Genomic DNA, 24,953 nt, shown 5'->3' with positions numbered 1-24,953 from the left:
ATAAGTAATCGATTGTGAATTGATTCTTTATTCTTGATTCTTGACCTGCGAGATCCGGTGAGACGCCAACGCGCTCAAACCATGGATCTCAATAAAAAATCGTTCACGATAGATTTTCAGGGCCGACCGCTCACGCTTGAAGTTTCACGGCTCGCGGAGCAGACAAACGCCGCGGTCATTTGCCACTATGGCGACACCGCCGTTTTGGCGACCGCTGTTATGAGTAAAAATTCCTCAAAAGGAGATTATTTGCCGCTCACCGTTGACTACGAACAGCGTTTTTATGCCGTCGGGAAAATTCTCGGTAGCCGCTTTATGCGCCGCGAAGGCAGGGCGCCGGACGATGCCATTTTGGCCGGCCGTCTCGTTGACCGCACTATCCGCCCGTTGTTTGACCAACGTATCCGCCGTGAAATCCAGGTGATTCTCACCGTGCTTTCTTTTGACGGAGAAAACGACCATCCCTTCGCGGCGCTCATGGCCGCGTCTGCCGCGCTCGCCATTTCGGATATTCCGTGGGGCGGACCGGTCGCGGGAGTAAACATCGCGCGTCTTGGCGGCGCCTTGCAGGTCAACCCAAAGCTCCCCGACGTGATTGAGCCGGAATTTGATGCATTTGTTGCGGGAACGAAAGACCGCATCAACATGATTGAGCTTGAAGGCCGCGAAGCATCGGAAGACGCGACCGTGGAAGGATTCACCCTCGCGCAAAAAGAAATCGCGAAGCTTGTCGCGCTGCAGGAAAAAATGGTGAAAGAAATCGGCAAACCGAAAGCGGCGCTTCCGCTCGTGGAACCGGACGAGGAGTTGAAAAAGAAAGTCGCGGCATACCTGAAAGATAAAATTGAAACCGCGGTATACACCAAAGAAAAGGTTGCCCGCCAGGAGCAAATGGCGACTGTGCACGACGGACTCATGGAGCATTTGAAAGAAGGCGAGGCGGACGCTGCGGCGCTCGGCATGGCGGAGCACTTGTTTGAGGACATGGTTGATGTACTTGTCCATGAACAGATTTTGACCAAAGAGCGCCGTCCGGACGGCCGCAAACTGGACGAGGTGCGCGAACTCTACACCGAGACACACGTGCTTGAACGCCTCCACGGTAGCGCGCTCTTCATCCGCGGCAACACACAGGCATTGGCGGTTGTGACGCTTGCGCCGCCGTCCGGCGAGCAGCTTGTTGAGACGATGGATTTCTCCGGAAAGAAGCGCTTCCTTTTGCACTACAACTTCCCGAAATATTCCGTCGGCGAAACGGGCCCCATGCGCGGACCTGGACGGCGCGAAATCGGGCACGCCGCGTTGGCGGAAAAAGCCATCGTGAATTTGCTTCCGTCAAAGGAAACATTTCCGTACGCCATCCGTTTGGTTTCGGAAATTCTTTCGTCCAACGGCTCATCGTCCATGGCAACGGTCTGCGCCGGCTCAATGGCCTTAATGGACGCGGGTGTGCCGATGAAAAAACTCGCGGCGGGTATCGCGATGGGACTCATGACCGGAGCGAACGGCGAATATAAAGTGCTGACGGACATCCAGGGGCCGGAGGACCACTATGGCGACATGGATTTCAAAATCGCTGGTACACGCGACGGCGTGAACGCCATTCAGCTTGATGTGAAAATCCAGGGACTCACGGTGGAGATGGCGGCGAAGACCTTGGCGCAAGCAAAAGCCGCGCGCTTGCACATCTTAAGCGCGATGGAGAAGACAATTGCGGCGCCACGCGCCACGCTTTCCAAGTACGCGCCGGCAATCATCATCATGCCGATGGATCCGGAGAAGTTCGGGCTCATCATAGGGCCTGGCGGCAAAATGATTAACGGCATCATCGCCAAGACCGGCGTCATGTCTATTGACATTGACCAGACCGGATTCGTGTACATCACTGGTGCTTCCAGCGAAATCGCCGAAGCCGCGAAGCGCGAAATTGAAGGCATCACCAAGGAATATAAAGTCGGTGATATCGTGGAAGGCAACGTGGTGCGGATTCTGGAATTCGGCGCGATTGTGGATTTGGGTGGTGACCAGGACGGCATGATTCACGTCTCCGAATTGAAAGAGGGGTTCGTGAAAACAGTGACGGAGGTATTGAAACTTGGCGACCACGTGCGCGTGAAAGTTGTCCGCTCCGAACATGGGAAGATCGGGTTATCCTTGAAAGCCATGGGGCAGGAAGAGAAATCGCGGGGATAGCGCGTGGATGACAGCCCTAGTTGATCCGTAAAACGTAGAAGGCCTCGATGGATTTACCACCGGGGCCTTTGCGTTTTCGCGTTGTACTACTACCAACCGTCGGCTGCCTACGGACAGAGGATCTTCGCCTGGCGGTCGGCTTCAGGAGGAGAGATCTCCACCTCACCACCACCAAAATGAAATAGCACCGATCCGTCTTCCTTCTTCTCCGGGTCGCCGACGACCTGGAAGATGGGGTCGTCCAGGTTACCGCCCCTTTCCTCGCCCACCTTCCGCCACGGCGCTGTCACGTCCCAGCGCATAGCGGTGAGGCGCCAGTACACAGAGACGACCCCGGTCCTGGCGTAGTAGATGATGTTGTCGATGCACCCGCGTTCGCCAGACCCGACACCCCATCGGATCTCGGCCTCGCGCCCTTTGAGATCCGGCTTCAGAAATTCTTCCCACGTCATCGCTCACCTCCCGTTGCTGCCTGCACTGCATAATAATATAAAGGAATAGAGGGTTGGCGTCAATTAGAACCCATCTCAAAATATCCCTGAGCCGCGTTGCGAGGAGTTTTTGCACGATGCAAGGCGCGACGAAGGAGTTTGTAGCCCCAGCGCTACAACTCCGAGGAGTAACGCCGCATCGTGCAAAAACTACCGCAACCCTTCGGGATACGGCCAATTTCGCCCGTCGCAGTGTCGCAACGGACTCGGAGTATCACAGTGGATACACTCTCGTCCTCGCTCCTTGCGACGGGCGAAATTGACCAGTATCGCGGCCAGGCATATTTTGAGATGGGTTCTATGTTACAATAAAAAATATGCCCCGTGCGACAACTTCGATCGTAGGGCACGCCAAGGCGATATTTTGGGATTTATAACAAAGCGTTGATATCTCAAAAATGCTTGAAGTATATTACAAACTTAAACCCTGTGCCACAACAAATCATACGTGATTGAGGAAATGGCCATTGCGAACGCCTCAATAGGTAAGGTATCTTCCAAAAATTGCGTATGTAAGTTGTGGCACAGGGTAAATCGAAGTTGTAGCACAGGGTATGGACAACCTCCCATCAAATCTTAATAATCTTCCGCCGAAGTCATTAGCAAATAATCAGCCGTCTTTCCCGCCTCGTCCTATTCCGCCTCCGCTGGTTCCTCCGCGACCCACTCCGCCTCCGCCGCCGCCGATGACGCGCGACTTTCAGCACGTGGCACCCGTTGCCCCGTCCGGAATGCCTTCAACTGTTCCGACGCCGATGGCGCCGTCTGAAATGAAAACCCCTCCCCCGCCGGGACCGGAAGTACGCATTCGTTCGCTCACCTCGGACGCGGAAACGCTTTCGGCATCAGGAGGTGCCGGAGCTGAAGCAAAAAAAATCCGATTGGAAGACCTGGACGATGAAACGCCCGTGTTTGCGCCGGGAACCATTGGTCAACTTCCCGATGGCGTTGCGATCTCAGGGAACCCATCCGGAAAACTTATCGCCATTATCGGCGGAAGTATTGTTGGCGTCGTCGTGCTGGGACTCTTGGGTTATTACGTCGTCTACCCGCTTATATTCACTCCGCAAGCGCCGGAACCCGAGCCCGTTGTGACGCCGAGGGTTTCAGCGCCACAACCGCTGCCGCATGTTTCCCTTTTTCCCAATCCGCTACCATCACAAGCACAGCTCGACCTTCCTTCAATAACCGCCGAGGCAATTATGGCGGCGACAGTCCGCGAGGTGACGAATCACACCGCACCGCACGTGATGGACGAACTCGCTGTTTTTTCAAATGGCGGCCAAGTTCCGTTCGGTGATTTCTTGAACGCGCTCGTACCCGAACTTGCCGCCAACACCATCAAAGATCTTATCGCCGACGATTTCTCCGGCTTCGCGTATTTTGACAACAACGGCCATTGGCCGGGGTACGTTGCCGCGCTGAAGCCCTCGGCAATCCCGAGCGACGCGCAAACCACCTTTGCCCGGCTTGAATCGGCTAACCTTGCTCCTTTCTACATTGAAGATCCGGGCGCGAAAGGCGAATTCAAGGCCGGGCAAGTAAATGGTGTTCCTACGCGCTATGCAACATTCACAAAACCCGGAGCGTCATTCAACTACGGCATCTTCGGCAACTACCTCATCATCTCCACATCATTCAACGGACTGAAAGCAATTCTGCCGTTTTTGGGAATGTAGGTAATGTTATACATCAAATCAAAAAGCCCCCGATAAAACATCGGGGGCTTTTTGATTACATCTCCTGATTCCGTAGCCGGTACCCGAATGCCTCCGCGAGGTGTGCATCGGAAACTTTCTCAGCGTTTTCCAAGTCCGCGATGGTTTGCGCCACCTTCAGCACGCGGAAATATCCCCGGGCGGAAAGCTGGGCGCCTTTGAGCGCGGTGTTTAAAAACTTTTCCGCTTCGGCGGTAAATACAATATAGTCGTCGCACTGTTTTGAAGTCATCTCCGCGTTCACGCGAGGGCGGTGTTTTGCCTTCACTGCCAGCCGCGCAAACCGTTCAGCTTGCACTCCGCGCGCGGCAATGACTTTTGCGCGGACCTCCGCGCTTGTTTCGCCGGACACAAGTTTTGCGCGCAGCTCCTCCGGTTTCACTCTCGGCACGCGGATTTGGATGTCAATGCGGTCAAGCAATGGACCGGATACTTTTTTCTGATAGCGGAGCACTTCATGCGCGCCGCAAGTACACGCCTTTTCTTCGTCGCCATGGTAGCCGCAAGGACATGGGTTCATTGCCGCGGCAAGCGTGAACCGCGCCGGAAACACGGTGTTGCCGTTGGCGCGGGCAATATGCGCTTTTCCGGATTCCAGCGGCTGGCGCAATGCCTCCAACAAGTCACGGCGGAACTCCGGAATCTCATCAAGAAAAAGCACGCCGCGATGCGCCAAGCTGATTTCACCCGGGCGTGGGTTCGTTCCCCCGCCGATGACAGCCACGGGAGATGCCGTGTGATGCGGCGAGCGGAACGGCCGCGCGGAAATGTATGGCGCCTCACGAAGCATGCCGGCGGCGCTGTATATTTGCGTCACCTCCAGCGCCTCCTCGGTCGTGAGCGGAGGCAAAATTCCGGCGAACGCTTCCGCGAGCATGGTCTTTCCCCCACCGGGAGCGCCGACCATAAAAATATTGTGTCCACCGGCCGCGGCAATGGTCAACGCGCGCTTACCGTACGCTTGGCCTTTAATTTCCGCGAAGTCCACCATACCCGTGGTCGCGTCCATGATTTCGGTTTTCGGCTGCGCCTCAATCCCCGCCTTCCCTTCAAGATGCGAAACGAGCTCGCGCAAGGCAACAACAGGGTACACGGCGATGCCTTCCACAATCGCCGCTTCGCGGGCATTCGCGCTTGGCACAAAAACTTCATCAAACCCTTTCGCTGCTGCCGCGCGCACCATGTTCAGCACCCCGCCGACCGGCCGAAGATTTCCTTCAAGTGAAAGTTCGCCAAGAAAAAGTTTGCTCTTCGTATCAACGGGCGCAATCTGACCGGTAGCCAAAAGATACCCAAGGGCGATCGCAAGGTCGTAGTGCGAACCGACTTTTTTTACATCCGCCGGCGCGAGGTTCACAACGATTTTCCGATTTTCGCGGTTCGGAGCTTTGGCACCGATATTTTTTAACGCGGAGTTCACACGCTCTTTTGCCTCAGAAATGGATTTATCCGCGAGTCCGACGATGGCAAAACTATGGAGCCCCACATTCACGTCTGTCTCCACTTCAATCAGCCGCGCGTCAATGCCGTCAAGTTCCGCGGAATACAGTTTTGAAAAGTTTTTCATCTTCTTGTATAGAAAAAACGAAAGGCGTTTTGCACCTTTCGTTTTCTCCTATAATTTTTAAAGCTATTTCGCGCCCTCCTTACAATGCTTGCAAAGTCGCGATTCAGGGTCGGCCATGAGCACGTCCATGCCGATGTCCATGCCACACTTCTCGCATTTCCCATATTTCCCTTCAGCCATTTTCTGGAGCGCGACTTCAACATTCTCGCGACGATCCTTTAATCCACCCGCAATCGCAACGTTTACGGAAAACTCCTCGGCCTCATCCTCTTCTTCTTCAAGATGATCGTTGTCACTGCCCATATCCGTCACTTTCCCATCAACGCCTTTCAGCTCGTCTTTAATATCGGCAAGCGTCTCCTCCAACTTCAACCGTAAAATTGCAAATTGTTCTTTAGTGAATGCCATATATCGTTTATATTATTGTCCACGCCAAGCGAAGTCAATATTGACAAAATGCTAATGAATTGCTATACTACTTCCTAGTAATCGGTTGGCTTGTGTAAGCTGACTATAAACAGCAGGTTCTCATTTCAGGGGAATCGCGATGATGCAACGGATTACCGGAGCTGTCGCGATTTGCGTACAGCTCAACAGGGATGTGGTGACCGACAATGGGCCGCAGCACCACGCAACGAAGGGCATCCTGCGGCGCACGTTCACCGTGGAACGTCACCGCGGTGATGCACACCGGTGCGTACTCTACCTTGACGTCGTTGGGGTAAATCCCACTACGCTCAGTGAGAAGCTGGCGTGGGACGCAACTCGGGAGGCATGGCAGCTGCTCCTGAGGGTCTTCCACGACCTGAACGAAAACCTCAGCGCCGACTGGAGCTTCAACGAAGTGCGCTTCGACATCCCATTCGCACTGGAGAATGTCTACGGCTTCCTCAAGGATGCCGAGAGCATCGTGAACCTCGTGGCGCCGGATGTTACTGCGGTCGCCTAACAGAAAGGAGTAAACAGAACTGTCCGGAGTCCTCCGCCATTCGGTTTGTCAGAAGGAGAAATGGGATGCCCAGAAACGCCGTTCCTAACCCGACCAAGATCGGCCAGAGCATCTTCACCTGGCGCGGAGTACGGGAGCGTCTGAAGGACGGGCTGACGCTCGTGGAGCACGAGCGGTTCAACCTCCCTCCCGGTCAGTGCAGCAGGGCGCTCCTTGCCCAGTGCAAGTTCCAGGAGCGCGCCGCGTGGCTTGTGGAGAAAGGGTTCCTCCCCTGCTTCCATCCCGCGGATGGCGCCATCGTCATCTACAAGCTGGAGCCGCTGACGAAGTGGTCGCCCAGCGGACGCTAGCACCCCACGAACGCACCGATCGCCGACTCCCCTTCCCGGGAGCCGGCGATTTTCTTTTTTTAAATAATAGCGTTATACTGTAATCAGTTATTCACCGCCATTCCATTACGGAGGTCACATGGATACCTTGTATCGGCTCCTCACACCGTTCGGACAGACGGTCGTCGGGCTCGCACTGCTCGTGCTCGCGATGAGCGGTATCTACTACTGGTGCCAACGCGCTCACTGGTGGCTGTACAAACGGCAGAATTCGCTCCAGCACATGACACACGAGGAACTTCATGCGTACGTCGGAAATATCATGTCGCCGCCGGATGTCCTCCTCAAAGGCGCGCAGCTGCAGGGAGACCTTGACGCGATTGCGTGTGTCCACAATCTGCGCATCGGCACGATGCTGGAATCATCCATCTGTGCCTATGGCGGTGTAGACGAAAAGGATGCGAGCGTTGTCGCAGATATGATTGCCGGAGCGCTACGCGTCAAAACGATCGCCGTCGAAGAGTTTGACGGCGAAACACGCCGAGAGCTCATCGCCGCGTTAAAGCGCATCCTGGACTGCCGGCCCGGCGGCAGCGACGATACCGCGGAACTCATGCAGTATTGGCTTTCCATCCTTGCTGCCGCCGAACGGCTCGAGCAGCACCGCATCGCGAACAGCAAGAAGTGATCTACACGACGGCCAGCCCGACAACCTCGAGCTGGCCGTTACACTTTACATATCTGTCGCACAATATTGTTTTACAGTATAATTTGTTTCACGGGTGTTTTTTAATCCAATCGGTTGATTAAACCTATCCGATTGACTTATTTACATGGCGTTAAACAATCTGTTAAACATTTTATAGCCTACTTTCTAGGCAATTTCTCCATAATCCAATCGGTTGATTAAACCTACACTTTTGTCATTTTTACCAAAACAATTGTTTGACGGCAAACACTTTATCACGTTTTTTCGATGTCCTCCACCCAAGACAATTGTTTACCGTCAAACAATTGTTTGACGGCAAACATCTGTCGCTTCTTTGATTTATTGCTTTATTGTTTTCTTGTCTGCGTGTTTGACGTGAAACAATTTCACCGAAAATATAAAACAAATACGGCAAAGTAGCATGTTTTGCCGTATTAACAGTACTCTTGCCGTATTTTTAGTGGCTTTTGATACATTTCAAATGTTTGCCGGCAAACATCCTCGCCTGAAACAATGTTTGACGGTAAACATTGTTTGACGGTAAACATTGTGTTGCTTTTTTGATTCATTGCTTTATTGTTTTATTTATCCTGAGCTTGTCGAAGGATTGTACGAGTGTTTGCCGTCAAACACTGTAACGCATATGACATCAACCAAAACCATCGGTGATCTCGGCGAGGAGCTTGCCGTAGAGCACCTCGTAAAAAGTGGCTGCAAAATCATCGCAAGAAACTACCGGCAAAAATTCGGTGAAATCGACATCGTTGCAAAGGCGAAAGATGGGTTGCTTCTATTTATAGAGGTAAAGACCTTGCTTACTGGCGGGGGAGCCGCGTTAAAGCCGGAGGACAATATGACCTCGGCGAAGGTAAAGAAGTTCAAAAAGATCGCGGAATTCTACGCATTAAAGTACCCGGAGCAAGTAGGGGAGAGGGGATGGAGGGCGGACGTCGCCGCTGTTCAGCTTTTTCCGGAGTACTTGACAGAGTTGGGAAATAATTTTCTAATAAATTATTACGAGAATATTTTCTAGCTATTGACAATGCACCCCTTCCTCTGCTATAGTACTTTTGAATGAGTGTCGTGTTCCCAGGCGATGATATCAACTCGGGAATCGCACCAATCTATTTGGCTAAAAACCTGTCGCAAGACAGGTTTTTAGTTTGCTTCGCACGGTGTTCGTGCATTATAATATAAATGAACGCATTGCGTTCTTGATTCCGTCTCCCGAGCGATTGCCGGCTGCGCACTCGTTCAACACAAATAGAATTGGAGGTCACCACTGGCAGTCGCTCAGGGCATAGAATCAACGCGCGTACATTGTAACTGTCGCACGAAGGAAGCCAGTGCTTCTTTTTCTTTTTTATTTCAATCATGTTCCGTCACGACGTAAAATTAAGCCTCTATAGTAATTACAAAATCGGCGGCATCGCGCGGTACTTTTGTGAACCGGCATCGGCCGATGAAATTATTGCCGCGCTCAAAGAATGGAGAAAAATCAAGAGAAAAAAACGCGACATTTTTATCCTCGGTGGGGGAACAAACCTGCTCATCAATGACGGAGGATTCGATGGCTTGGTCATCAAGCCCGCCGTTGGGCACATCTCCGCCGATGAAACAAAAATCCGTGTCGGCGCGGGTGTCCTCATGCGCGAACTTGTAGACTTCGCTGCCATCCACGGACTCGCCGGGTTGGAGTGGGCGGGCGGGCTTCCCGGCACCGTTGGCGGCGCCATCCGAGGAAACGCCGGCGCATTTGGCGGGGAAACAAAAGATGCGGTGTTTGAAGTCGCGAGTTTGAACATTGCAAAAAAAGAACCGCGCCTCATGAACCGCATGGCAAATGAATGTGCCTTTGGCTACCGCAACAGCATCTTCAAAATTAACGACGGCGAAGAAATAATTTTGGAAGCAACGCTGCAAATGAAGACGGGGGACCCGGCTGTCATCGCAAGGACAGTTGCCGAAAAAATCCGCTACCGCGAAGAGCGGCATCCGATGGATTATCCGAACATCGGCAGTATATTCAAAAATGTCCCAGTGACGCAGATTTACGCGGAACGCACGCGGAACTACGCGGAAGCTCTGCGTAAGTCAGCGTTTAGTCTGCGTGGGTCGGCGATTCCAGTAAAGAATGATCCGTTTCCTGTAGTACCTGCCGCGTATCTCATTGCAGCCAGCGGCGTCAAAGGCGTAAGCTATGGCGGCGCGATGATTTCACCCAAACATCCGAACTTTATCGTGAACGTGCTGGACGCTTCGGCAAGCGATGTGAAGTCGCTGATTAAACTTGTAAAGTCGCAAGTAAAGAAAAAATTTGGTATAGTTCTTGAGGAAGAAGTCATTTACGTATAGTGTTCGCGAATATCGCGAATTGGACGATAAAAATAACGCGAATAAAAGCACCCACCACTCCATGAAAATAAACATCAAAGCAACCAACCTTGACCTCACGCCCGCGATGATCGAGTACATCAACGAAAAAATCGGGTCGCTTGATAAGTTCGTGCAACGGCACGAGCGCAACGGCACGAGCGTGATTGCGATTGTTGAAATCGCGCGCACCACAAAACATCACACGAAGGGCCCGGTGTATCGCGCGGAGGTGAATCTGGACGCGACGAGTAAAAACATCGCGCGCGCCGAGCATGAAGATTGGGACATCCGTGTCGCGGTCACCGAAGTAAAGGATAAGTTGAAAAATATACTTTCTAAACAGAAATAATCCCGTAGGGGATTACGCGAAAATGAGTAACGGGAGTGGTCGCCTGAGGCGACCACTCCCGTTTCAGTTTCTTGCCCCGTCTGACAGGGGCGCTAACTGTGCGGATGCCAGTTCCATTCTTCCTCGGTCTTCGGAAGGCCGTAGGTCTCCAGACCATACCCTCCGTCTTCCTTCTTCCAGATCCGCAGCGTGCGGGCAGGACCGAAGAACACCGCGAGCACCCGCCAGCTCTTATTCAGCGCGAACTTCCGGAGGTTGTATTCCAGCACGTCGACGCCAGAAGAAGACAGAAGCTCAACCTCAAATCTCAGCTTCCGCGTCCTACCCACGAACCAATCCGGCCGTTCGTCGTTCATCGGCTCACCGTAGGCGATGTACTCGCCATCACATCCCACGTGCCGACGCAGCTTCAACGTGATAGGGCCGAAGACGATGTGCGGAGCGGGGAGCTCGTCGAAGTTGCCGGCGAGCAAGTTGTCCAGAAAATAGACAATGGCATGCTTCAGGCCGTATTCGCCCCACTCTCCGTAGAGTCCACACCCCGGGCGCGAGCGGTCTTCACCGTTGACCTTCACGAGCCGCGGCGGCTCGTCCAGCTTCGGCCGCGTCATGGCCATCTCCTCCGGTTGTGTCACCGCGCCTTCCGGCGTCATAGGTGTTTCCTCTGCCATGATGTCCTCCCGAACATAGCCAATACTAAGGAACATATTATACCAACAAAACCTCACCGTCAATAGCAAAATCGCCTTTTTAGTGTTAAGCTCGTGCTATGAACTTTTTTGGTTTGTTTAGCCCAATAAAAAAACTCAAAAAAACCGTTGCGGAAATCAACGCGCTGGAAGCGGAGATCGCTCCGCTCGGTGATGAGTTTCTGTTGAATGAAAGCAAAAAACTTCGAGAACGCGCCCGGAAAGGAGAACCCATAGAGGCACTTCTACCCCGCGCGTTCGCGCTTGTGCGCGAAACCGCAAAGCGCGCATTGAAACAGCGCCATTATGACGCGCAGCTCATGGGCGGCATCGCGCTTGCCCAGGGAAAAATTGTTGAGATGCGCACCGGTGAAGGAAAAACTTTGGCCGCAACCGCACCCGCGTATCTGCACGCGCTAAAAGGGGAGGGCGTGCATGTCGTTACCGTCAACGAATACCTCGCAAAACGCGACGCCGTTTGGATGGGACAGATTTATCGTGCGCTCGGAATGAGTGTCGCGTGTCTTATTCACGAAGGCGCCGTGATATACGACCCCACATATTTGCACGCAAAATCCGAAATCCGAAATCCGAAATCCGAAACAAATTCAAATGATCAGAAACACGAACACGCGGAGTCGGCCTTGTTAGATAAAGAACGCGACGTAACCGGCGCGTACTTGGTGCAAGAGGCATATCTCCGGCCGATTTCACGGCGTGAAGCATATGCCGCCGACATTACCTACGGCACCAACCACGAATTCGGTTTTGACTATCTCCGCGATAATCTGGAAAACAACCTTTTGCGGCAGGTGCAGCGCGGCTGGCACTACGCCATTATCGACGAAGTGGACAGCATTTTAATTGACGAGGCGCGCACTCCGCTTATTATTTCCGCGCCCGACAGCGAATCAAGCGAGCTTTACAAAACATTCGCGCGCGTTGTCGCACGCCTCGAAAAAGGCGTGGACTACCTTGTTGACGAGAAAATGCACTCCGCCGACATCACCGATGCCGGCATCGACAAGGTGGAGCAGGTGATGAATATCAAAAATATCTACGCGCCCGAAAACCTCCGCCTCACGCACTACTTGCAAGAAAGCTTAAAAGCGTACGGCCTTTACCTTCGCGACCGTGACTATGTTTCAAAAGACGGAGAAATTATCATCGTTGACCAGTTCACCGGACGGCTCATGCAAGGACGGCGTTTTTCCGGCGGATTGCACCAGGCAATAGAGGCGAAGGAAGGCGTACGCGTGAACCAGGAATCACGCACCTATGCGCAGATTTCCATTCAAAACTATTTCCGTTTGTACAACAAACTCGGCGGCATGACCGGTACCGCACAAACATCCGCCGAAGAATTTGATAAGGTGTATAAACTGGAAGTGGTCACCATTCCGACCAATCGCGAAATGATACGCAATGACGAGGCGGACCTTATTTACAAAACCGTTGAAGCGAAACACGATGCGATTATCGCCGACATCAAAGCGCGCCACGAAAAAGGCCAGCCGGTATTGATCGGCACAGTCTCCATTGAAAAGAACGAGGAGCTCTCACGCCGCCTGAAGCGCGCCGGCATTAGCCACGAAATGCTGAACGCCAAAAATAACGAGCGTGAGGGCGCCATCATCGCGCAAGCGGGACGGCTCGGAGCAGTTACGGTTGCAACAAACATGGCCGGCCGTGGTGTGGACATTATTCTGGGCGGAAACCCGCCGGAGATTTTAGAAGCGCAGAAAGCGCGCGACGCGGGGGGGTTGCACGTCATCGGCACCGAACGGCACGAAGCGCGCCGCATTGATAACCAGCTCCGTGGACGCGCCGGCCGGCAAGGGGACCCGGGCTCCTCACAATTTTTCCTTTCACTGGAAGATGACCTGATGCGCATTTTTGCCGGCGACCGCTTGAAGCGCCTTATGGAACGCCTCAGCGTTCCCGATGATATGCCCATCAGCGCAGGGCTTATCTCCCGAGCCATCGGCGAGGCGCAATCCCGCGTTGAAGGATTTCACTTTGATTCCCGCAAACACTTGCTGGAGTACGACGACGTCCTAAACCGCCAGCGGCTTACTATATATAGGAAGAGGCAGGAGATGCTGGAGAAGCATGAATTAGGAATTATAAATCACGACAGCGAAACGCCCGCGGCTCCTGATTCATTATTCAAAATTCCTGATTCCGCATTGCCAACCGTGTTGGCAATGCTGGACATGATTTGGATGAACCATCTCTCCGACATGGAAGCATTGGGCGACGCCGTGCGTCTCCGTGCCTACGGTCAGCACGACCCACTTGTTGAATACAAACGGGAGGGGCACATTATGTTCAAACAGCTGCTCGCCACGTTTGAGGAGTGGGTGAGTGCGAATAGAGAGCGTTTAGCGTCTAGCGTTGAGGGTATAGTAGAAAAAAAGATTCAGAGCCCTGCAGTTATCCCAAACGCTAAACCCTATACGCTCAACCCTGGTCAGAAAATCGGGAGAAATGACCCGTGCCCGTGCGGAGCGAAGGATGCGAGCGAACATCCTATTAAATATAAGAAGTGTCATGGGAAATAGAAACGGTTACCTTGTCTTTCGACTCGGCAACCGTTCTGCTTGGGATCAAGTCGCCCGGGATTGAGCACCCAAGCGTGGGAACGTCTGGAAGGGCTGAGTTCCCCGCATCAAGCGGTGTCCATTGCGCACGTTGCGCAACCTCCGGATTTGGCCCAATAGCCAACGCTTGAATCAATGGTATTATAGCAAGTATATTGAGCCCGTCAAGTTCACGTTGATGGAAAGGAATATAAAAAATACCACGGAAAATAATATGGAAAACGAACCAAAATTCGAGCAAGAAGGCGAAACAAAGATTGTTGAAGGCATAACGTACCGCAAGGTCTTTTCCGGCTACACGTTACGGCAATTTTATTCTCATGAGACGCCCGAAAAAGGGCCCGGCCCCGGATGGGATACAAGATGGGGCATCCTTGAAAAGTATAATGTCAGACACCCCTCCGAGTTGCCCGACGAACCATATTACCAATGGGAACCGGTTGAAGACAGGAGCTAGTACGACAAGTAAAATTATGGACAGTGAACTCATCGCAATTGCGTTAATAAAGAATGACCGTGGGGAAGTACTCATCCAGAAAAGAAGGGATGACGAGTTCCCTTTGGAGGATGGCCTGTGGGAGCTGCCCGGCGGCCACGTGGACGAAGGAGAAAGTTTGGAGGATGCCGTGCGGCGTGAATGCAAAGAAGAAGTCGGTTTAGACGTCGCCGTGCTGGAAGAACTCCCGTGGGTGTCCGAGGTGACGAATGTCAATAAAAACGGCAAAAAAATCCATTTTGTCGTGCATTGTTTTCTGTGCGTCATAAAAAGCGGGGAGGCGAAGCCGTCCAATGCAGAGGTTGCGGAAGTCCGATGGGTGAACGACTCCGGACTCAGCGCATTTCAAATTTATGGAAGCAATAAAAAGTTTTTGCGCCTCGGCGGGTTTCAATGCTAATCGAAATCAGTTTAGGCGACTTTGACGAGGACGACATCGTTCGCCACGAGGATGATTATGGGAGAGTGTGAGTTAGTATTACTTGTTGCGCTTGAGCTTGAGAATGTTTAAACCTTTTCAAGTGTTTAAATATTGAAATATTTAAATATTTCCCATGGCTACCATCCAACAATTTGAGGACCTACTCTGCTGGCAACGCGCGCGAGCGCTCACAAAAGGAGTTTATGCTGCTTTGAGGCAATGCAACGACCGCGGCTTTACGGACCAAATCCAGCGCGCGGCGGTATCGGTGATGAGTAATGTAGCGGAGGGGTTTGAGCGGGGGACAAAAGCAGAACTACTCAACTATCTTTTTATCGCCAAGGGCTCGGCAGGGGAAGTGCGCGCGCAACTCTACGCAGGGTTAGATGTCGGGTATTTAAATATTGAAACTTTTAAACATTTAAACGGTTTAGCCGTTGAATGTTCGTGCCTGCTCCAGAGTTTTGCCGAAAAAGTCCGGGGTGGCGCACGGGCCGGTTCGCAATTTAAGCCCGCACCACAGAAAGATTCCTATCAAGAATTTCTCAAAACAAACTACCCGCATCTGCATGCGCAAATCAATGAAAAAACATAGCATGAAGCCGACGCGTTCCGTTGAGGAGCTTCATCACTTTTCCTGCGCCGCGTGTAAAAAATGGTGGACGGTGGCTGATGCTCCAGAAAATAAGCGCGAATGGTTTTGCCCGTGGTGTGGAAACGTGCAACAATTTGAGAGTAATCGCGAATAATGCGAATTGGGCTCGGTAATAATGCGAATATGAACTGCGACGAAGAAACTTTATCCGCCGACGCGCTGTCGCTTAAGCCCGGCATCTATGAACATTTCAAAGGCAATCGCTATGAAGTGTTGGGTGTTGCGCGGCACAGCGAAACGCTTGAGGAGCTTGTGGTGTACCGCGCGCTTTATGGCGATCATGCCTTATGGACTCGTCCGCTCGCTATGTTTTTAGAAAACGTTGAACGTGATGGAAAAACTGTGCCAAGATTCAGATATGCGGGAGAGAAGTAGGACGTAAGAAATAAGAAGTAAGATTTATATGAAAAAACTCCCGAGACCAAAATCGCAACGTCCGGTGCCAGACAACGCCAAATGCGTTTTTCGCGGCGCGTTGTTTGACGTCTACCAATGGAAGCAAAAACTTTTTGACGGAACGTTCGCGACGTTTGAAAAAGTGAAACGCCGCGAAGACACGGTGACGATTATTCCCATTACCACCGACGGGAAAATTATCTCAACGCGCGAGGAACAGCCCGGGTCCGAAGTTTTTGTGAGCGTTCCGGCAGGGCGAATGTATGCGACCGAGGACCCGCGCGATGCCGCAAAACGCGAACTGCTTGAAGAAACCGGCTACGCGCCAAAAAAACTCGTGCTTTGGGATTCGCTCCAACCATCACGGCACATTGACTGGGCGCACTACATCTTCATCGCGCATGGCTGCGAGAAAATCCGCCCACAACATTTGGACGCCGGCGAGAAAATAGAAACGCGCAATATTTCATTCGCGCAATTCCTCCGCCTTGCCGCGCGCGACGACTTCCGTGCGAAAGATGTGGCGTTGAAAGTTTTCCGGACGCTCACATCGCCGAAAGGGGAGCAGAAGCTCCGGAGGATGTTCGGCATCTAGCGATTCTGCATTCGCATTATTACCGAGCCCAATTCGCATTATTCGCGATTACTCCATGTCCTGGTTCTACCTCGCCCTTATCCCTCCCGCGCTCTACGCGGCGGTAAATCATTTAGACAAGTACCTCGTCAGCCGCTATTTCGCGAATGCCGGCGCGGGTTCGCTGCTTATTTTTTCATCACTCATCGGCGCGGTGCTTTTTCCGTTAGTGTATCTGTTTCATCCTGAAGTACTCGCCGTCCCGCCGCTCGCGGCGCTTATCATGATTGGAAACGGCATTCTGTATATTGTCGCCTTGCTCCCCTACCTTGCGGCGATACAGCGCGAAGAAACCTCGGTTGCGACACCGCTATTCCAGACCATTCCCGTATTCGGCTATGTCCTCGGTTACGTTTTTCTCGGCGAAACACTCACGACTCCGCAGCTTTTCGGTTCTCTGCTCATCATCTTCGGCGCGCTGATTATTTCGCTGAACCTCACGCCGGGACAGTACGGTGTGAAACGCACCGTGCTTGGCCTCATGATCCTTTCGTCGTTCCTCATCGCCGTTATGGGCGTTGTGTTTAAGTTCGTCGCCTTGCAAGAAAGTTTTTGGGCCGCGACGTTCTGGAGCTATGTCGGCCTCGCGCTCACCGCGCTGTTTACACTCATCGCAATTCCTTCCGCGCGAAGGGAATTTATCGCCTCCATCCGCGCCAATGGCGCGCGCTTTGTCGCGCAAAATGCCGCCGGAGAAATAATGAATATATGCGCCGTGCTTATCTCAACCTATGCGACACTGCTCGCGCCTATCGCGCTCGTCTGGGCGGTCAGCGGCTTTCAGCCGGTGTTCACTCTCGCCTTTGGCGTTCTTTTAACGCTCTTTATTCCTCGCTGGGGAAAAGAACGCATCGGATCCCGCGACCTCACGCAGAAAGCGCTTGCGATTGCCCTTATGATTCTCGGCACTTATTTCATTCAGCGCTAGCAAATGGCGTGATACAATTGCAGTAATGCCTCAACAACGCCAACAACTTACGCGCGCGATACTCAACCAGCCGTTTTGGACATTGACACCCGAGGAAACACTTACGGCGCTCACTACTTCCTCCGAGGGCCTCTCGACCGATGAAGCCGCAAAACGTCGCGCGATGTTCGGCGAGAATGTTTTAAACGAACACGCGCGGACTCCTCGCTTACATGTCCTACTCAACCAATTCCGGAGCCCGCTCATCCTCATCCTCATCGTCGCGGGCGTCATCACGGCGTTCCTCGGCGAGCGCATTGAAACGGCCGCGATTTTCACCGCTGTCGTCATCAATGCCGCGCTCGGTTTTTATCAGGAGAACAAGGCGGAAAACGCGCTGGAGCTTTTGACCGCCTACGTGCGCACGTTCACGCGGGTTCGCCGCGACGGCCGTGAAGTTGAAATTGACGCGTCGTGGCTTGTTCCGGGCGACATCATCCGCATCCGCCAAGGGGACCGCATTCCGGCCGACGCACGTCTCGTGTTCACCAACAATCTGGAAGTGGACGAGTCGCCGCTTACCGGAGAATCGCTTCCAATCGCGAAAGACCCGAAGCCGCTCCACGCAAGCGCGTCACTTCCGGAGCGTACCTCAATGGTGTTTGCCGGCACACTTTCCGTGCAGGGATTCGCGGACGCGATCGTCGTGGCAACCGACGCGGACACGGAGTTCGGAAAAATCGCCCGGCTTGTCGGCGGCATGGAACGCGAAGAGACGCCGCTACAACTCGCCATTAAAACATTGGCGCGCTGGATCAGCGCGGCCGCGGTTGTACTCGCTGTTGGACTTTTCGCCTTAGGTATTTCCGCCGGATACGGCGCGGCTGAGATGTTTGTCATGACTGTCGCCGTCGCCGTTTCCGCGGTGCCGGAAGGATTGCCAATCGCCTTGACCGTCGTCCTCGCCATCGGCGTACAACGGCTTGCCGCAAAAAAAGGCGTGGTGCGGAAACTGCTCGCCGCGGAAACGCTCGGTTCCACAACGCTCATCTTAACCGACAAAACCGGCACGCTCACGCAAGCAAATATGGAACTTGTGCGCGTACTGCCGCAAGACGGTGCTGCCGCCTCTGAACACCGGCTGTTGCGCCTCGCGCTCGCTAACACCGATGTTATTGTAGAAAATCCCGGAGACACGCCGGAGGAGTGGAAGATGTTTGGCCGTCCGCTTGAAGTCGCGCTCACGCGCGGCGCGGCAAAACGCGGCGTTATGCCGACCCATCACAAAGAGGCAATGCGCGACCGCCTGCCGTTCACTTCGGAACGGAAATTCTCCGCGGTGTTGCTCGCGCCTGCCGAAGGCCCTTCCCAACTTGTGTTTCTCGGTGCTCCGGACATATTGCTCCGCCACACCACACTTCCGGAGCATGAGCGCATCGCTCTCGCCGAACACATCAACACGCTCGCGTTGAACGGCGAACGCGTGCTTGGTGTCGCGACGCGGATCCTTGAAGCGGAAGGCGACAAGCGGCTTTCTCCGTCATCATTTTCGGCGACCATGCTCGCGCATCTTACCTTTGAAGGACTCATCGCGTTCCGCGACCCGTTGCGACCCACGGTGAAAGATGCCATCCGCCGCGTCGCTAACGCGGGAGTAAGGACCGTCATCGTCACCGGCGACCACCGCGGCACCGCGGAAGCGGTCGCGCGAGAGCTCGGGCTTATTGAGGGAAGTAACGCAGTGCTTGACGGCGAGGACCTGCAACACCTTACGCCCAGTGAACTCGCCTCGCGCGCGAAGCAAATTTCCGTCTATGCCCGTGTTACTCCGGAACAGAAAATGATGTTGGTGCAGATGTACCGCCGCCAAGGCGAAGTGGTGGCTGTGACCGGCGACGGCATCAACGACGCGCCGGCGCTCAAGGAAGCGGACATCGGCGTCGCCGTCGGCTCCGGAACCGATGTCGCGAAAAGCGCCGCGGATCTCATTATTCTGGACGACAACTTTGAAACCATTGTTGCCGCCATTGAAGAGGGGCGGCGCATTGTGGAGAACATCCGGAAAATCATCGTATACTTTTTCTCCGGCATTCTTGACGAGCTCATTCTTGTCGGCGGTTCATTTCTCGCCGGCTTCGCGCTCCCTATTAATGCCCTGCAAATTCTTTTCATCAACTTTATCTCCGACAGCTTGCCCGCGGTCGCCTTCGCTTTTGAGCATCGTGCCGATGGCACCTCTGCGAAACCTAAGAACATCCGCCGGCATATGTTTGATAAGAAAATACGCTTTCTCATTCTCACGACCGGCGTCCTTACTTCGCTCGCGCTATTCCTCCTTTACGCAATTCTTCTTCGCCTTGATGTTGCCGAGGATGTTGTACGGACATTTATTTTTGCCTCATTTTCCACATATACCTTATTCCTCGCCTTCGCGCTGCGCAGTCTGGAAAAAAGCATCTTCAGCTACAACCCTTTCTCCAACCATTATCTGAACATCGGCGTCGGCGTCGGCATCGCGCTGACACTCGCGATGCTCTATATCCCCGCGGCAAATGGCATCTTCCACACCGTCCCGTTGCCGCTGCCGTGGCTACTTGGTGTTTTCGTTGTAGGGTTACTGAATATCACGGCGGCTGAGCTTGGAAAGTGGCTCTTCCGGCGCGAGGGGTAATATGAAGCACAGTATCGCTCACGACATCGGCATTATTGCATTAAGCATTATGGTTGCGGCGCTTTTGGCGAGTACCGGCGCATTGCAAACGCTATTGACATCAACAAAAGAAGTTGAGTTTTTGGGAAGTTTTATCGCCGGCATATTTTTTACCTCTATTTTTACGACCGCGCCCGCGATGGTGGTGCTGGGACAAATCGCGCAGGCGAACTCGCCCTTACTTGTTGCCTTGTTTGGTGGACTCGGCGCTCTCCTCGGCGATCTCATCATTTTCCGTTTCATAAAGGACCGTTTGTCGGAGGATATTTTAGCCCTTCTTCATGAACGCCGGCGCATCCGCGCCATCCTTCATCGCCGCGCATTCCGCTATCTCACCATGTTTTTGGGCGCCGCTATCATCGCTTCACCGTTGCCCGACGAGCTTGGCCTTGCGCTCCTGGGATTTTCAAAAATTCGTATGTCGCTTTTTGTGCCATTCTCGTTTTTTGCAAACGCCGCCGGCATCTACATCATCGGGCTTGTTGCGCGTGCGCTACTCTAGAACGTGATCTTATTTAGTGCCTGAGCTTGTCGAAGGCCCACCATGATTCCAAAAAGGAAGTTTAATGCCGTTCTCTTTCGCTGGTACAAAAAATATGGCCGGCATGATTTGCCGTGGCGACACACGAAAAATCCCTATCATATTTTAGTTTCAGAGATGATGCTCCAGCAAACGCAGGTGAGCCGCGCGCTCCTTAAATATCGTGAGTTTTTGCGCCGATTCCCGACCGTCGCCGCGCTTGCGAATGCGCCGCTGGGCGACGTGCTTCGCACATGGTCGGGGCTTGGATATAACCGCCGCGCGCGCTATCTTCATGATTGCGCGAAAGCCATTGTCGCGCGCGCCAGTGTCTGGCCAAAAACCTTTAGCGAACTGCTTGAGCTTCCGGGGGTGGGTCCATCCACCGCCGCGGCAATTTCATCATTTGCTTTCGGCGCCGATGAACCGATGATTGATACAAACATTCGCCGGATTATTGCCAGAGTGTTTTTTCGCCCCCTTGTCATTGCGAGCGAAGCGCGGCAATCTTACAAACTCCCTAGCGATAAAACAATCTACGCGCTCGCCAAAACCCTCATCCCACGCGAAAAAGGGCGTGAATGGAACTGGGCGATGATGGATGTGGGCGCCTTGCTCTGCAAAGCGCGCATGCACAATGCGCGGTGCCCATTCCAAATACTGCACGGGCCAGTAGCAGATTTCGTCTACAAAAAACCGCAGACAAAATTCGCGGGGTCAGATCGTTACTACCGTGGACGCATTTTGGCGCAACTCGTCGCGACGCCTAAAGGGCTGCCAACCGCGACACTTCGGCGCATGCTCGCATTGCCGCAAAAAAAGCTTACTGCGCTCATCGCACTATTGATGCGCGAATCGCTCCTAAAAAAATCCGGCAGGCGATTTTTACTTCCATAGCCATCACTTCAGTCTATTTGTCATTCCGGGTTAAACCCGGAATCCAGTTGCATACCTGGATTCCCGCATACGCCGGGAATGACAATGTTACCTCTTGCGCTATCCAAAATTTTTTCATATACTTTTCCCTAGTATATCCGAGCTTCCACTTGTGTGAGCGGAAAGCCTCGGGTGGTTGAAATTGTTCCAATAAAAGGAGGTGCGCAATGACCTGCGGCGATGGCATGGCCGAAGGGTTGGGACGGGTACTTAAGGTGGCGGCAATTCCGCCAACGCCCGCAACCAACGATCCCGAAGAACCATTCGATCCTACGATCTCGGACATCTACCGCATGGAGGATCTGGTGAGGCCGAAGAGTCTCGAGAATCTCCCGATGCAGATCGTGGAGCCGCGCGAAGAAGAGCGGTCGAAACTGCCATGGACGGAGCACAACCCGGCGTCGGCAGGCACTATGCCCACCGACAACATCACGGCATCGGAGGCGGAGATCGCCTTCGCAGTCAAGGAGAAGTCCATGAAGTGGTCAATCGGCGTCATGTTCGCGGCGCTCGTCGTCGCGGTCGGATTCCTTGGGTACGACAAGCACCAGGCCGACCAGACGCAGGTGGAGATGACCAAGAAGATCGATGGCCTCACCACCTACTTCATCCAGAAGGAGTTCGGGAACCCCGAGGCGCTGAAGGGCAAGACCTACCTCGAGGTGACACCGGAGATGCGGGAGATCGGGATGGACAAGTTCGCCCCGATCGCGGAGCGGCTGCCATACGCGCCGGCCGAAACCATCAAGGGGCTCCTCACCGGTGGCGTGAACAGCGTTGCGCGGGCGTGGAACCTGATGCCCTACAACAACCGCGCCGTCGTTTGGCTGGAGAGTGCCGAGGGCGCGATTCCGCACTGGTCCGTGCTCGTACACATACACCCGACCTCGGTCTGTGCGTACATGGATGCGGCGACGAACCCCTACGACAACGAGGTCTACCACCACTCCTTCAGCTACCGCGAGGATTACTTGCTCGGAGACGAGAATCATCGCTTAGTCGCCTACGCGGCGACCATGCCCACGCTGAAGCGCGAGGAGCTCATGGAACTCGGCGACATGAACATCCTGGAGAAGTACGACGCCGAGCGGGTGCTCTTCCTCGTCGGGGAGTATGGCGTAGGCGAACGGTTCATCCACTTGAGCGATGAGGACTACAACGTGCTCGCGCTGGGCAGGAACCACTCCTCGTATGCTGGCCTGCTGAGCCCGCTGGAGGTTGCGAACTACACCTGGTGGCGCAAAAACGTCAAGGACTACGCCGAGAAGATGGAGCGGGAAAGCACGGCGAAGAAGTAGCCCCGCGCCAAAGCTCACGCGTTGGCACAGGGCAAGTCCCGCACACAACGCAAACGATCGCCCCGGTATCCCAAAAGGATGGCGGGGCGATTACATTTCTAGTGCTTGATTTTTATGAAGTTATTTTATATACTTGTCGCTAGTATACCCAAACCAACAAAAGGAGGTGCCCAATGGTGGATGTGGAGCGGTTGCTCAAGGGACAGGCGTCATTGCCGCCGGCTCCCGCGGCCGCCGATGAACCGTTCGATCCGACAATCTCGGATGTCTGGCGCGCAGAGGACCTGGGCGTCCAAAGTCCCGAGAACGTACCGTGCGAGGCCGTGAACAACACGGTGTCTCGCGCACTCCCAGCTGTGGAAACCCCGTGCCAAAGCTCATGCGTTGGCATAGGGCAGGCCCGGCAACTCGCCGTTTGTTGCGGCGGGTCCATACAGCAACAGAAGGCCCCGGAGGCGAAACCTGCCTCCGCAGTCAAGGAGAAATCCATGAAGTGGCAGAAGTGCTCCATCGCGATGCTCTGCATCGCGACCATGATCATGGGCTACACCGGCGTCCAGATGGACAAGCAGGTGAACTCACTCACGAGCTACTACCTCGAGAAGGAGTACGGCCCGAACGCCATGAACGGCAAGACCTACGTGGAAGTGACGCCGCAGGTGGAGGGCATCGGCACGGACAAGTTCGTGCCTATCGTGGCGCGACTCCCGTATACCGACTCCGCGACCCTGGAGCGCCTCTTCAATGAAGAGGACTGGGTCGTCGCGAAGACATGGGGTGAGGGCGCGGGTACCGTGGTGCAAATGAGCAACTGGTACTACGACTTCCTCGGATGTCTGGACAAGGAGATGGCGGGACTCAACAACGAGAATCGGCCGTCGCGTTCGGTACTCATCCATCCGAACCCCGCGTCCCTCAAGGTGTACACGGACGCGAAGGAGTGTGCGTTCCAAGGCCGCATCAACGCCGAGGACTTCGCCGAACGCAAGCACTATGCCGTCGCCGGAATTGACCGCCTCATCGCGGCCGCGGCAATGCAGCCCCCCGCGACGTACGAAGAACTCGCAACGCTCGGCGACATGTACGTCATGAACTGGGACGGCAGTAGCCATGTGCTGCACCTCGTCAACGCGTACGGCAGCGGCGAGCGGTTCGTGCATCTCTCCGGCGATGACTACCTCGCCGCGCGTGCCGAAACACTGTCGGACAACGACGCGGAGACGCTGAAGAGAGTGATGAGCTACACCTGGTGGTATGACCACATCGCGAAGCGTGCCACGAAGGAGGAACAGACGGCGGTGAAGTAATCCTTCCCACCAACAACGCGAACGATCGCCCTGATATCCGAAAGGATGTCGGGGCGATTACATTTTTAAATAGCGGTAACCCTTCGACTTCGGTCCGACGGACATCGGACCTTCGCTCAGGGAATAAACTACACAGCGTTTGGATCGGTAAAAAGGATGCGCGCAGTTTTCAAAAGAATTTTTGCATCGGCGACCAGTGACGGTGTTTGAATGTAGGCATAATCAAGCTCCACTTCTTTTAAAAACGGCAAACCCGATGCGCCGCTTACCTGCGAAAGGCCTGTGACGCCGGCTTTCACGAGCATCAACGGCTTATATGGCTCGGGATACATCACCACTTCTTCGGGTTCGTGCGGACGCGGACCAACGAGTGAGAGGTCGCCGAGCAGTACATTCACCAACTGCGGGAATTCGTCCAACCGAAACTTGCGGAGTACTTTGCCGACTCGTGTGAGCCGCGGGTCGTTTTTGATTTTGAAAAATGGGCCATCCGCGCGTTCGTTCAAATGCGCATGTTCCCATTTTTTCGCGTGCGCACCCGCGACCATTGACCGAAACTTCCACACATACACAATTTTCCCTCCGGAAACGCGCGGCAAGCGCACCAACACCGGTCCGTGGCTTTCTAATTTAATAGCAAGAGCAATCAACGGCGCGAATGGAGCAATAAGTAAAAGTCCCACCGTGGCGCCCAACATAT

26 protein-coding genes are annotated in these 24,953 nt (G+C 53.9%); 21 read left to right on the top strand and 5 right to left on the bottom strand.

The features are described 5' to 3' along the window. Positions 1–81 precede the first annotated feature (81 nt). Positions 82–2,193 (top strand): polyribonucleotide nucleotidyltransferase, encoded by a 2,112-nt coding sequence (locus Q7R85_00130; GenBank protein MDO8584519.1) that lies wholly within the window; start codon positions 82–84, stop codon positions 2,191–2,193. A 107-nt stretch (positions 2,194–2,300) separates the two neighbouring features. On the opposite strand, the gene Q7R85_00125 is transcribed toward Q7R85_00130, so the two are convergent. Beyond that, entirely contained in the window at positions 2,301–2,645 is a 345-nt protein-coding gene (locus tag Q7R85_00125; protein ID MDO8584518.1) for a hypothetical protein, read from the bottom strand. 593 nt (positions 2,646–3,238) lie between these two features. On the opposite strand from Q7R85_00125, the gene Q7R85_00120 reads away from it, so the two are divergent. Beyond that, entirely contained in the window at positions 3,239–4,363 is a 1,125-nt protein-coding gene (locus Q7R85_00120; GenBank protein ID MDO8584517.1) for a hypothetical protein, read from the top strand. A 55-nt stretch (positions 4,364–4,418) separates the two neighbouring features. On the opposite strand, the gene Q7R85_00115 is transcribed toward Q7R85_00120, so the two are convergent. Both Q7R85_00115 and Q7R85_00110 read right to left on the bottom strand, forming a co-directional pair. Next, positions 4,419–5,969, bottom strand: a complete 1,551-nt coding sequence (locus tag Q7R85_00115; GenBank protein MDO8584516.1) for a YifB family Mg chelatase-like AAA ATPase — start codon at positions 5,967–5,969, stop codon at positions 4,419–4,421. A 63-nt stretch (positions 5,970–6,032) separates the two neighbouring features. Next, positions 6,033–6,377 (bottom strand): hypothetical protein, encoded by a 345-nt coding sequence (locus tag Q7R85_00110; GenBank protein MDO8584515.1) that lies wholly within the window; start codon positions 6,375–6,377, stop codon positions 6,033–6,035. Positions 6,378–6,516: 139 nt separating this feature from the next. Here Q7R85_00110 and Q7R85_00105 point away from each other — a divergent pair, with 139 nt between their 5' ends. The 6 genes from Q7R85_00105 to raiA all read left to right on the top strand — a co-directional run bounded on the left by Q7R85_00105 (position 6,517) and on the right by raiA (position 10,681). Then, positions 6,517–6,918 carry a hypothetical protein gene (locus Q7R85_00105; GenBank protein MDO8584514.1) on the top strand — a complete coding sequence of 134 codons (402 nt, stop codon included), beginning with the start codon at positions 6,517–6,519 and terminating at the stop codon, positions 6,916–6,918. A 65-nt stretch (positions 6,919–6,983) separates the two neighbouring features. After that, positions 6,984–7,268 (top strand): hypothetical protein, encoded by a 285-nt coding sequence (locus tag Q7R85_00100; protein MDO8584513.1) that lies wholly within the window; start codon positions 6,984–6,986, stop codon positions 7,266–7,268. Between the two features lie 118 nt (positions 7,269–7,386). Then, positions 7,387–7,935, top strand: coding sequence for a hypothetical protein (locus tag Q7R85_00095; GenBank protein MDO8584512.1), 549 nt, complete (start codon positions 7,387–7,389; stop codon positions 7,933–7,935). Positions 7,936–8,599: 664 nt separating this feature from the next. Continuing rightward, complete coding sequence (locus Q7R85_00090) at positions 8,600–8,989, top strand: YraN family protein (protein MDO8584511.1); 390 nt, start codon at positions 8,600–8,602, stop codon at positions 8,987–8,989. A gap of 341 nt (positions 8,990–9,330) precedes the next feature. Next, positions 9,331–10,311, top strand: coding sequence for a UDP-N-acetylmuramate dehydrogenase (gene murB / locus Q7R85_00085; GenBank protein MDO8584510.1), 981 nt, complete (start codon positions 9,331–9,333; stop codon positions 10,309–10,311). A gap of 61 nt (positions 10,312–10,372) precedes the next feature. Continuing rightward, a complete protein-coding gene (gene raiA / locus Q7R85_00080) occupies positions 10,373–10,681 on the top strand; it encodes a ribosome-associated translation inhibitor RaiA (GenBank protein MDO8584509.1) in 309 nt (102 codons plus the stop codon). Between the two features lie 92 nt (positions 10,682–10,773). Here the strand turns inward: raiA and Q7R85_00075 are convergent, their stop codons facing one another. Then, positions 10,774–11,352, bottom strand: a complete 579-nt coding sequence (locus tag Q7R85_00075; GenBank protein ID MDO8584508.1) for a hypothetical protein — start codon at positions 11,350–11,352, stop codon at positions 10,774–10,776. A 98-nt stretch (positions 11,353–11,450) separates the two neighbouring features. Here Q7R85_00075 and secA point away from each other — a divergent pair, with 98 nt between their 5' ends. The 13 genes from secA (at position 11,451) to Q7R85_00010 (ending at position 24,253) form a co-directional block, all read left to right on the top strand. Next, on the top strand, positions 11,451–13,934 hold the full coding sequence (gene secA / locus Q7R85_00070) for a preprotein translocase subunit SecA (protein ID MDO8584507.1): 2,484 nt from the start codon (positions 11,451–11,453) through the stop codon (positions 13,932–13,934). Between the two features lie 253 nt (positions 13,935–14,187). Beyond that, complete coding sequence (locus Q7R85_00065) at positions 14,188–14,430, top strand: hypothetical protein (protein ID MDO8584506.1); 243 nt, start codon at positions 14,188–14,190, stop codon at positions 14,428–14,430. A 16-nt stretch (positions 14,431–14,446) separates the two neighbouring features. Beyond that, a complete protein-coding gene (locus tag Q7R85_00060) occupies positions 14,447–14,869 on the top strand; it encodes an NUDIX hydrolase (GenBank protein ID MDO8584505.1) in 423 nt (140 codons plus the stop codon). A gap of 154 nt (positions 14,870–15,023) precedes the next feature. Further along, entirely contained in the window at positions 15,024–15,485 is a 462-nt protein-coding gene (locus Q7R85_00055) for a four helix bundle protein (protein MDO8584504.1), read from the top strand. After that, positions 15,472–15,639, top strand: coding sequence for a hypothetical protein (locus tag Q7R85_00050; GenBank protein ID MDO8584503.1), 168 nt, complete (start codon positions 15,472–15,474; stop codon positions 15,637–15,639). Before Q7R85_00055 ends, Q7R85_00050 begins: the two co-directional genes overlap by 14 nt. Before the next feature lie 29 nt (positions 15,640–15,668). Continuing rightward, complete coding sequence (locus tag Q7R85_00045) at positions 15,669–15,920, top strand: DUF1653 domain-containing protein (GenBank protein MDO8584502.1); 252 nt, start codon at positions 15,669–15,671, stop codon at positions 15,918–15,920. A 28-nt stretch (positions 15,921–15,948) separates the two neighbouring features. Then, positions 15,949–16,536 (top strand): NUDIX hydrolase, encoded by a 588-nt coding sequence (locus tag Q7R85_00040; GenBank protein ID MDO8584501.1) that lies wholly within the window; start codon positions 15,949–15,951, stop codon positions 16,534–16,536. 55 nt (positions 16,537–16,591) lie between these two features. Further along, positions 16,592–17,503, top strand: a complete 912-nt coding sequence (locus Q7R85_00035; GenBank protein MDO8584500.1) for a DMT family transporter — start codon at positions 16,592–16,594, stop codon at positions 17,501–17,503. A gap of 25 nt (positions 17,504–17,528) precedes the next feature. Further along, positions 17,529–20,153: a cation-transporting P-type ATPase gene (locus Q7R85_00030; protein MDO8584499.1), complete on the top strand. Its 2,625-nt coding sequence runs from the start codon at positions 17,529–17,531 to the stop codon at positions 20,151–20,153. 1 nt (position 20,154) lies between these two features. After that, complete coding sequence (locus Q7R85_00025) at positions 20,155–20,694, top strand: hypothetical protein (GenBank protein ID MDO8584498.1); 540 nt, start codon at positions 20,155–20,157, stop codon at positions 20,692–20,694. A 42-nt stretch (positions 20,695–20,736) separates the two neighbouring features. Continuing rightward, the gene (locus tag Q7R85_00020; GenBank protein MDO8584497.1) at positions 20,737–21,609 is read left to right on the top strand and encodes an A/G-specific adenine glycosylase; all 873 of its coding nucleotides are present in this window, start codon (positions 20,737–20,739) and stop codon (positions 21,607–21,609) included. A 206-nt stretch (positions 21,610–21,815) separates the two neighbouring features. Then, the gene (locus tag Q7R85_00015; protein MDO8584496.1) at positions 21,816–22,946 is read left to right on the top strand and encodes a hypothetical protein; all 1,131 of its coding nucleotides are present in this window, start codon (positions 21,816–21,818) and stop codon (positions 22,944–22,946) included. 173 nt (positions 22,947–23,119) lie between these two features. Beyond that, positions 23,120–24,253, top strand: a complete 1,134-nt coding sequence (locus Q7R85_00010) for a hypothetical protein (GenBank protein MDO8584495.1) — start codon at positions 23,120–23,122, stop codon at positions 24,251–24,253. A 128-nt stretch (positions 24,254–24,381) separates the two neighbouring features. Here the strand turns inward: Q7R85_00010 and Q7R85_00005 are convergent. Further along, a partial coding sequence (locus Q7R85_00005; GenBank protein MDO8584494.1) for a sugar transferase occupies positions 24,382–24,953 on the bottom strand: 572 nt, incomplete at its 5' end.

The organism is bacterium, assembly GCA_030649055.1.
GTDB lineage: Bacteria > Patescibacteriota > Minisyncoccia > UBA6257 > JAUSGH01 > JAUSGH01.
Note: the sequence above shows the minus strand (reverse complement) of the source record. Positions and strands in the feature narration are given on the sequence as shown.

Bases quoted from the DNA above. Each gene is read 5' to 3' on its own strand.
- Q7R85_00025 (MDO8584498.1), top strand. From the start codon at position 20,155: ATGAAGCACAGTATCGCTCACGACATCGGCATTATTGCATTAAGCATT.
- Q7R85_00040 (MDO8584501.1), top strand. From the start codon at position 15,949: ATGAAAAAACTCCCGAGACCAAAATCGCAACGTCCGGTGCCAGACAAC.
- Q7R85_00045 (MDO8584502.1), top strand. From the start codon at position 15,669: ATGAACTGCGACGAAGAAACTTTATCCGCCGACGCGCTGTCGCTTAAG.
- Q7R85_00015 (MDO8584496.1), top strand. From the start codon at position 21,816: ATGACCTGCGGCGATGGCATGGCCGAAGGGTTGGGACGGGTACTTAAG.
- Q7R85_00030 (MDO8584499.1), top strand. From the start codon at position 17,529: ATGCCTCAACAACGCCAACAACTTACGCGCGCGATACTCAACCAGCCG.
- Q7R85_00065 (MDO8584506.1), top strand. From the start codon at position 14,188: ATGGAAAACGAACCAAAATTCGAGCAAGAAGGCGAAACAAAGATTGTT.
- Q7R85_00095 (MDO8584512.1), top strand. From the start codon at position 7,387: ATGGATACCTTGTATCGGCTCCTCACACCGTTCGGACAGACGGTCGTC.
- Q7R85_00130 (MDO8584519.1), top strand. From the start codon at position 82: ATGGATCTCAATAAAAAATCGTTCACGATAGATTTTCAGGGCCGACCG.
- Q7R85_00035 (MDO8584500.1), top strand. From the start codon at position 16,592: ATGTCCTGGTTCTACCTCGCCCTTATCCCTCCCGCGCTCTACGCGGCG.
- Q7R85_00050 (MDO8584503.1), top strand. From the start codon at position 15,472: ATGAAAAAACATAGCATGAAGCCGACGCGTTCCGTTGAGGAGCTTCAT.
- Q7R85_00075 (MDO8584508.1), bottom strand. From the start codon at position 11,352: ATGGCAGAGGAAACACCTATGACGCCGGAAGGCGCGGTGACACAACCG.
- Q7R85_00125 (MDO8584518.1), bottom strand. From the start codon at position 2,645: ATGACGTGGGAAGAATTTCTGAAGCCGGATCTCAAAGGGCGCGAGGCC.
- secA (MDO8584507.1), top strand. From the start codon at position 11,451: ATGAACTTTTTTGGTTTGTTTAGCCCAATAAAAAAACTCAAAAAAACC.
- Q7R85_00090 (MDO8584511.1), top strand. From the start codon at position 8,600: ATGACATCAACCAAAACCATCGGTGATCTCGGCGAGGAGCTTGCCGTA.
- murB (MDO8584510.1), top strand. From the start codon at position 9,331: ATGTTCCGTCACGACGTAAAATTAAGCCTCTATAGTAATTACAAAATC.
- Q7R85_00060 (MDO8584505.1), top strand. From the start codon at position 14,447: ATGGACAGTGAACTCATCGCAATTGCGTTAATAAAGAATGACCGTGGG.
- Q7R85_00055 (MDO8584504.1), top strand. From the start codon at position 15,024: ATGGCTACCATCCAACAATTTGAGGACCTACTCTGCTGGCAACGCGCG.
- Q7R85_00115 (MDO8584516.1), bottom strand. From the start codon at position 5,969: ATGAAAAACTTTTCAAAACTGTATTCCGCGGAACTTGACGGCATTGAC.
- Q7R85_00120 (MDO8584517.1), top strand. From the start codon at position 3,239: ATGGACAACCTCCCATCAAATCTTAATAATCTTCCGCCGAAGTCATTA.
- Q7R85_00110 (MDO8584515.1), bottom strand. From the start codon at position 6,377: ATGGCATTCACTAAAGAACAATTTGCAATTTTACGGTTGAAGTTGGAG.
- Q7R85_00020 (MDO8584497.1), top strand. From the start codon at position 20,737: ATGATTCCAAAAAGGAAGTTTAATGCCGTTCTCTTTCGCTGGTACAAA.
- Q7R85_00100 (MDO8584513.1), top strand. From the start codon at position 6,984: ATGCCCAGAAACGCCGTTCCTAACCCGACCAAGATCGGCCAGAGCATC.
- Q7R85_00010 (MDO8584495.1), top strand. From the start codon at position 23,120: ATGGTGGATGTGGAGCGGTTGCTCAAGGGACAGGCGTCATTGCCGCCG.
- raiA (MDO8584509.1), top strand. From the start codon at position 10,373: ATGAAAATAAACATCAAAGCAACCAACCTTGACCTCACGCCCGCGATG.
- Q7R85_00105 (MDO8584514.1), top strand. From the start codon at position 6,517: ATGATGCAACGGATTACCGGAGCTGTCGCGATTTGCGTACAGCTCAAC.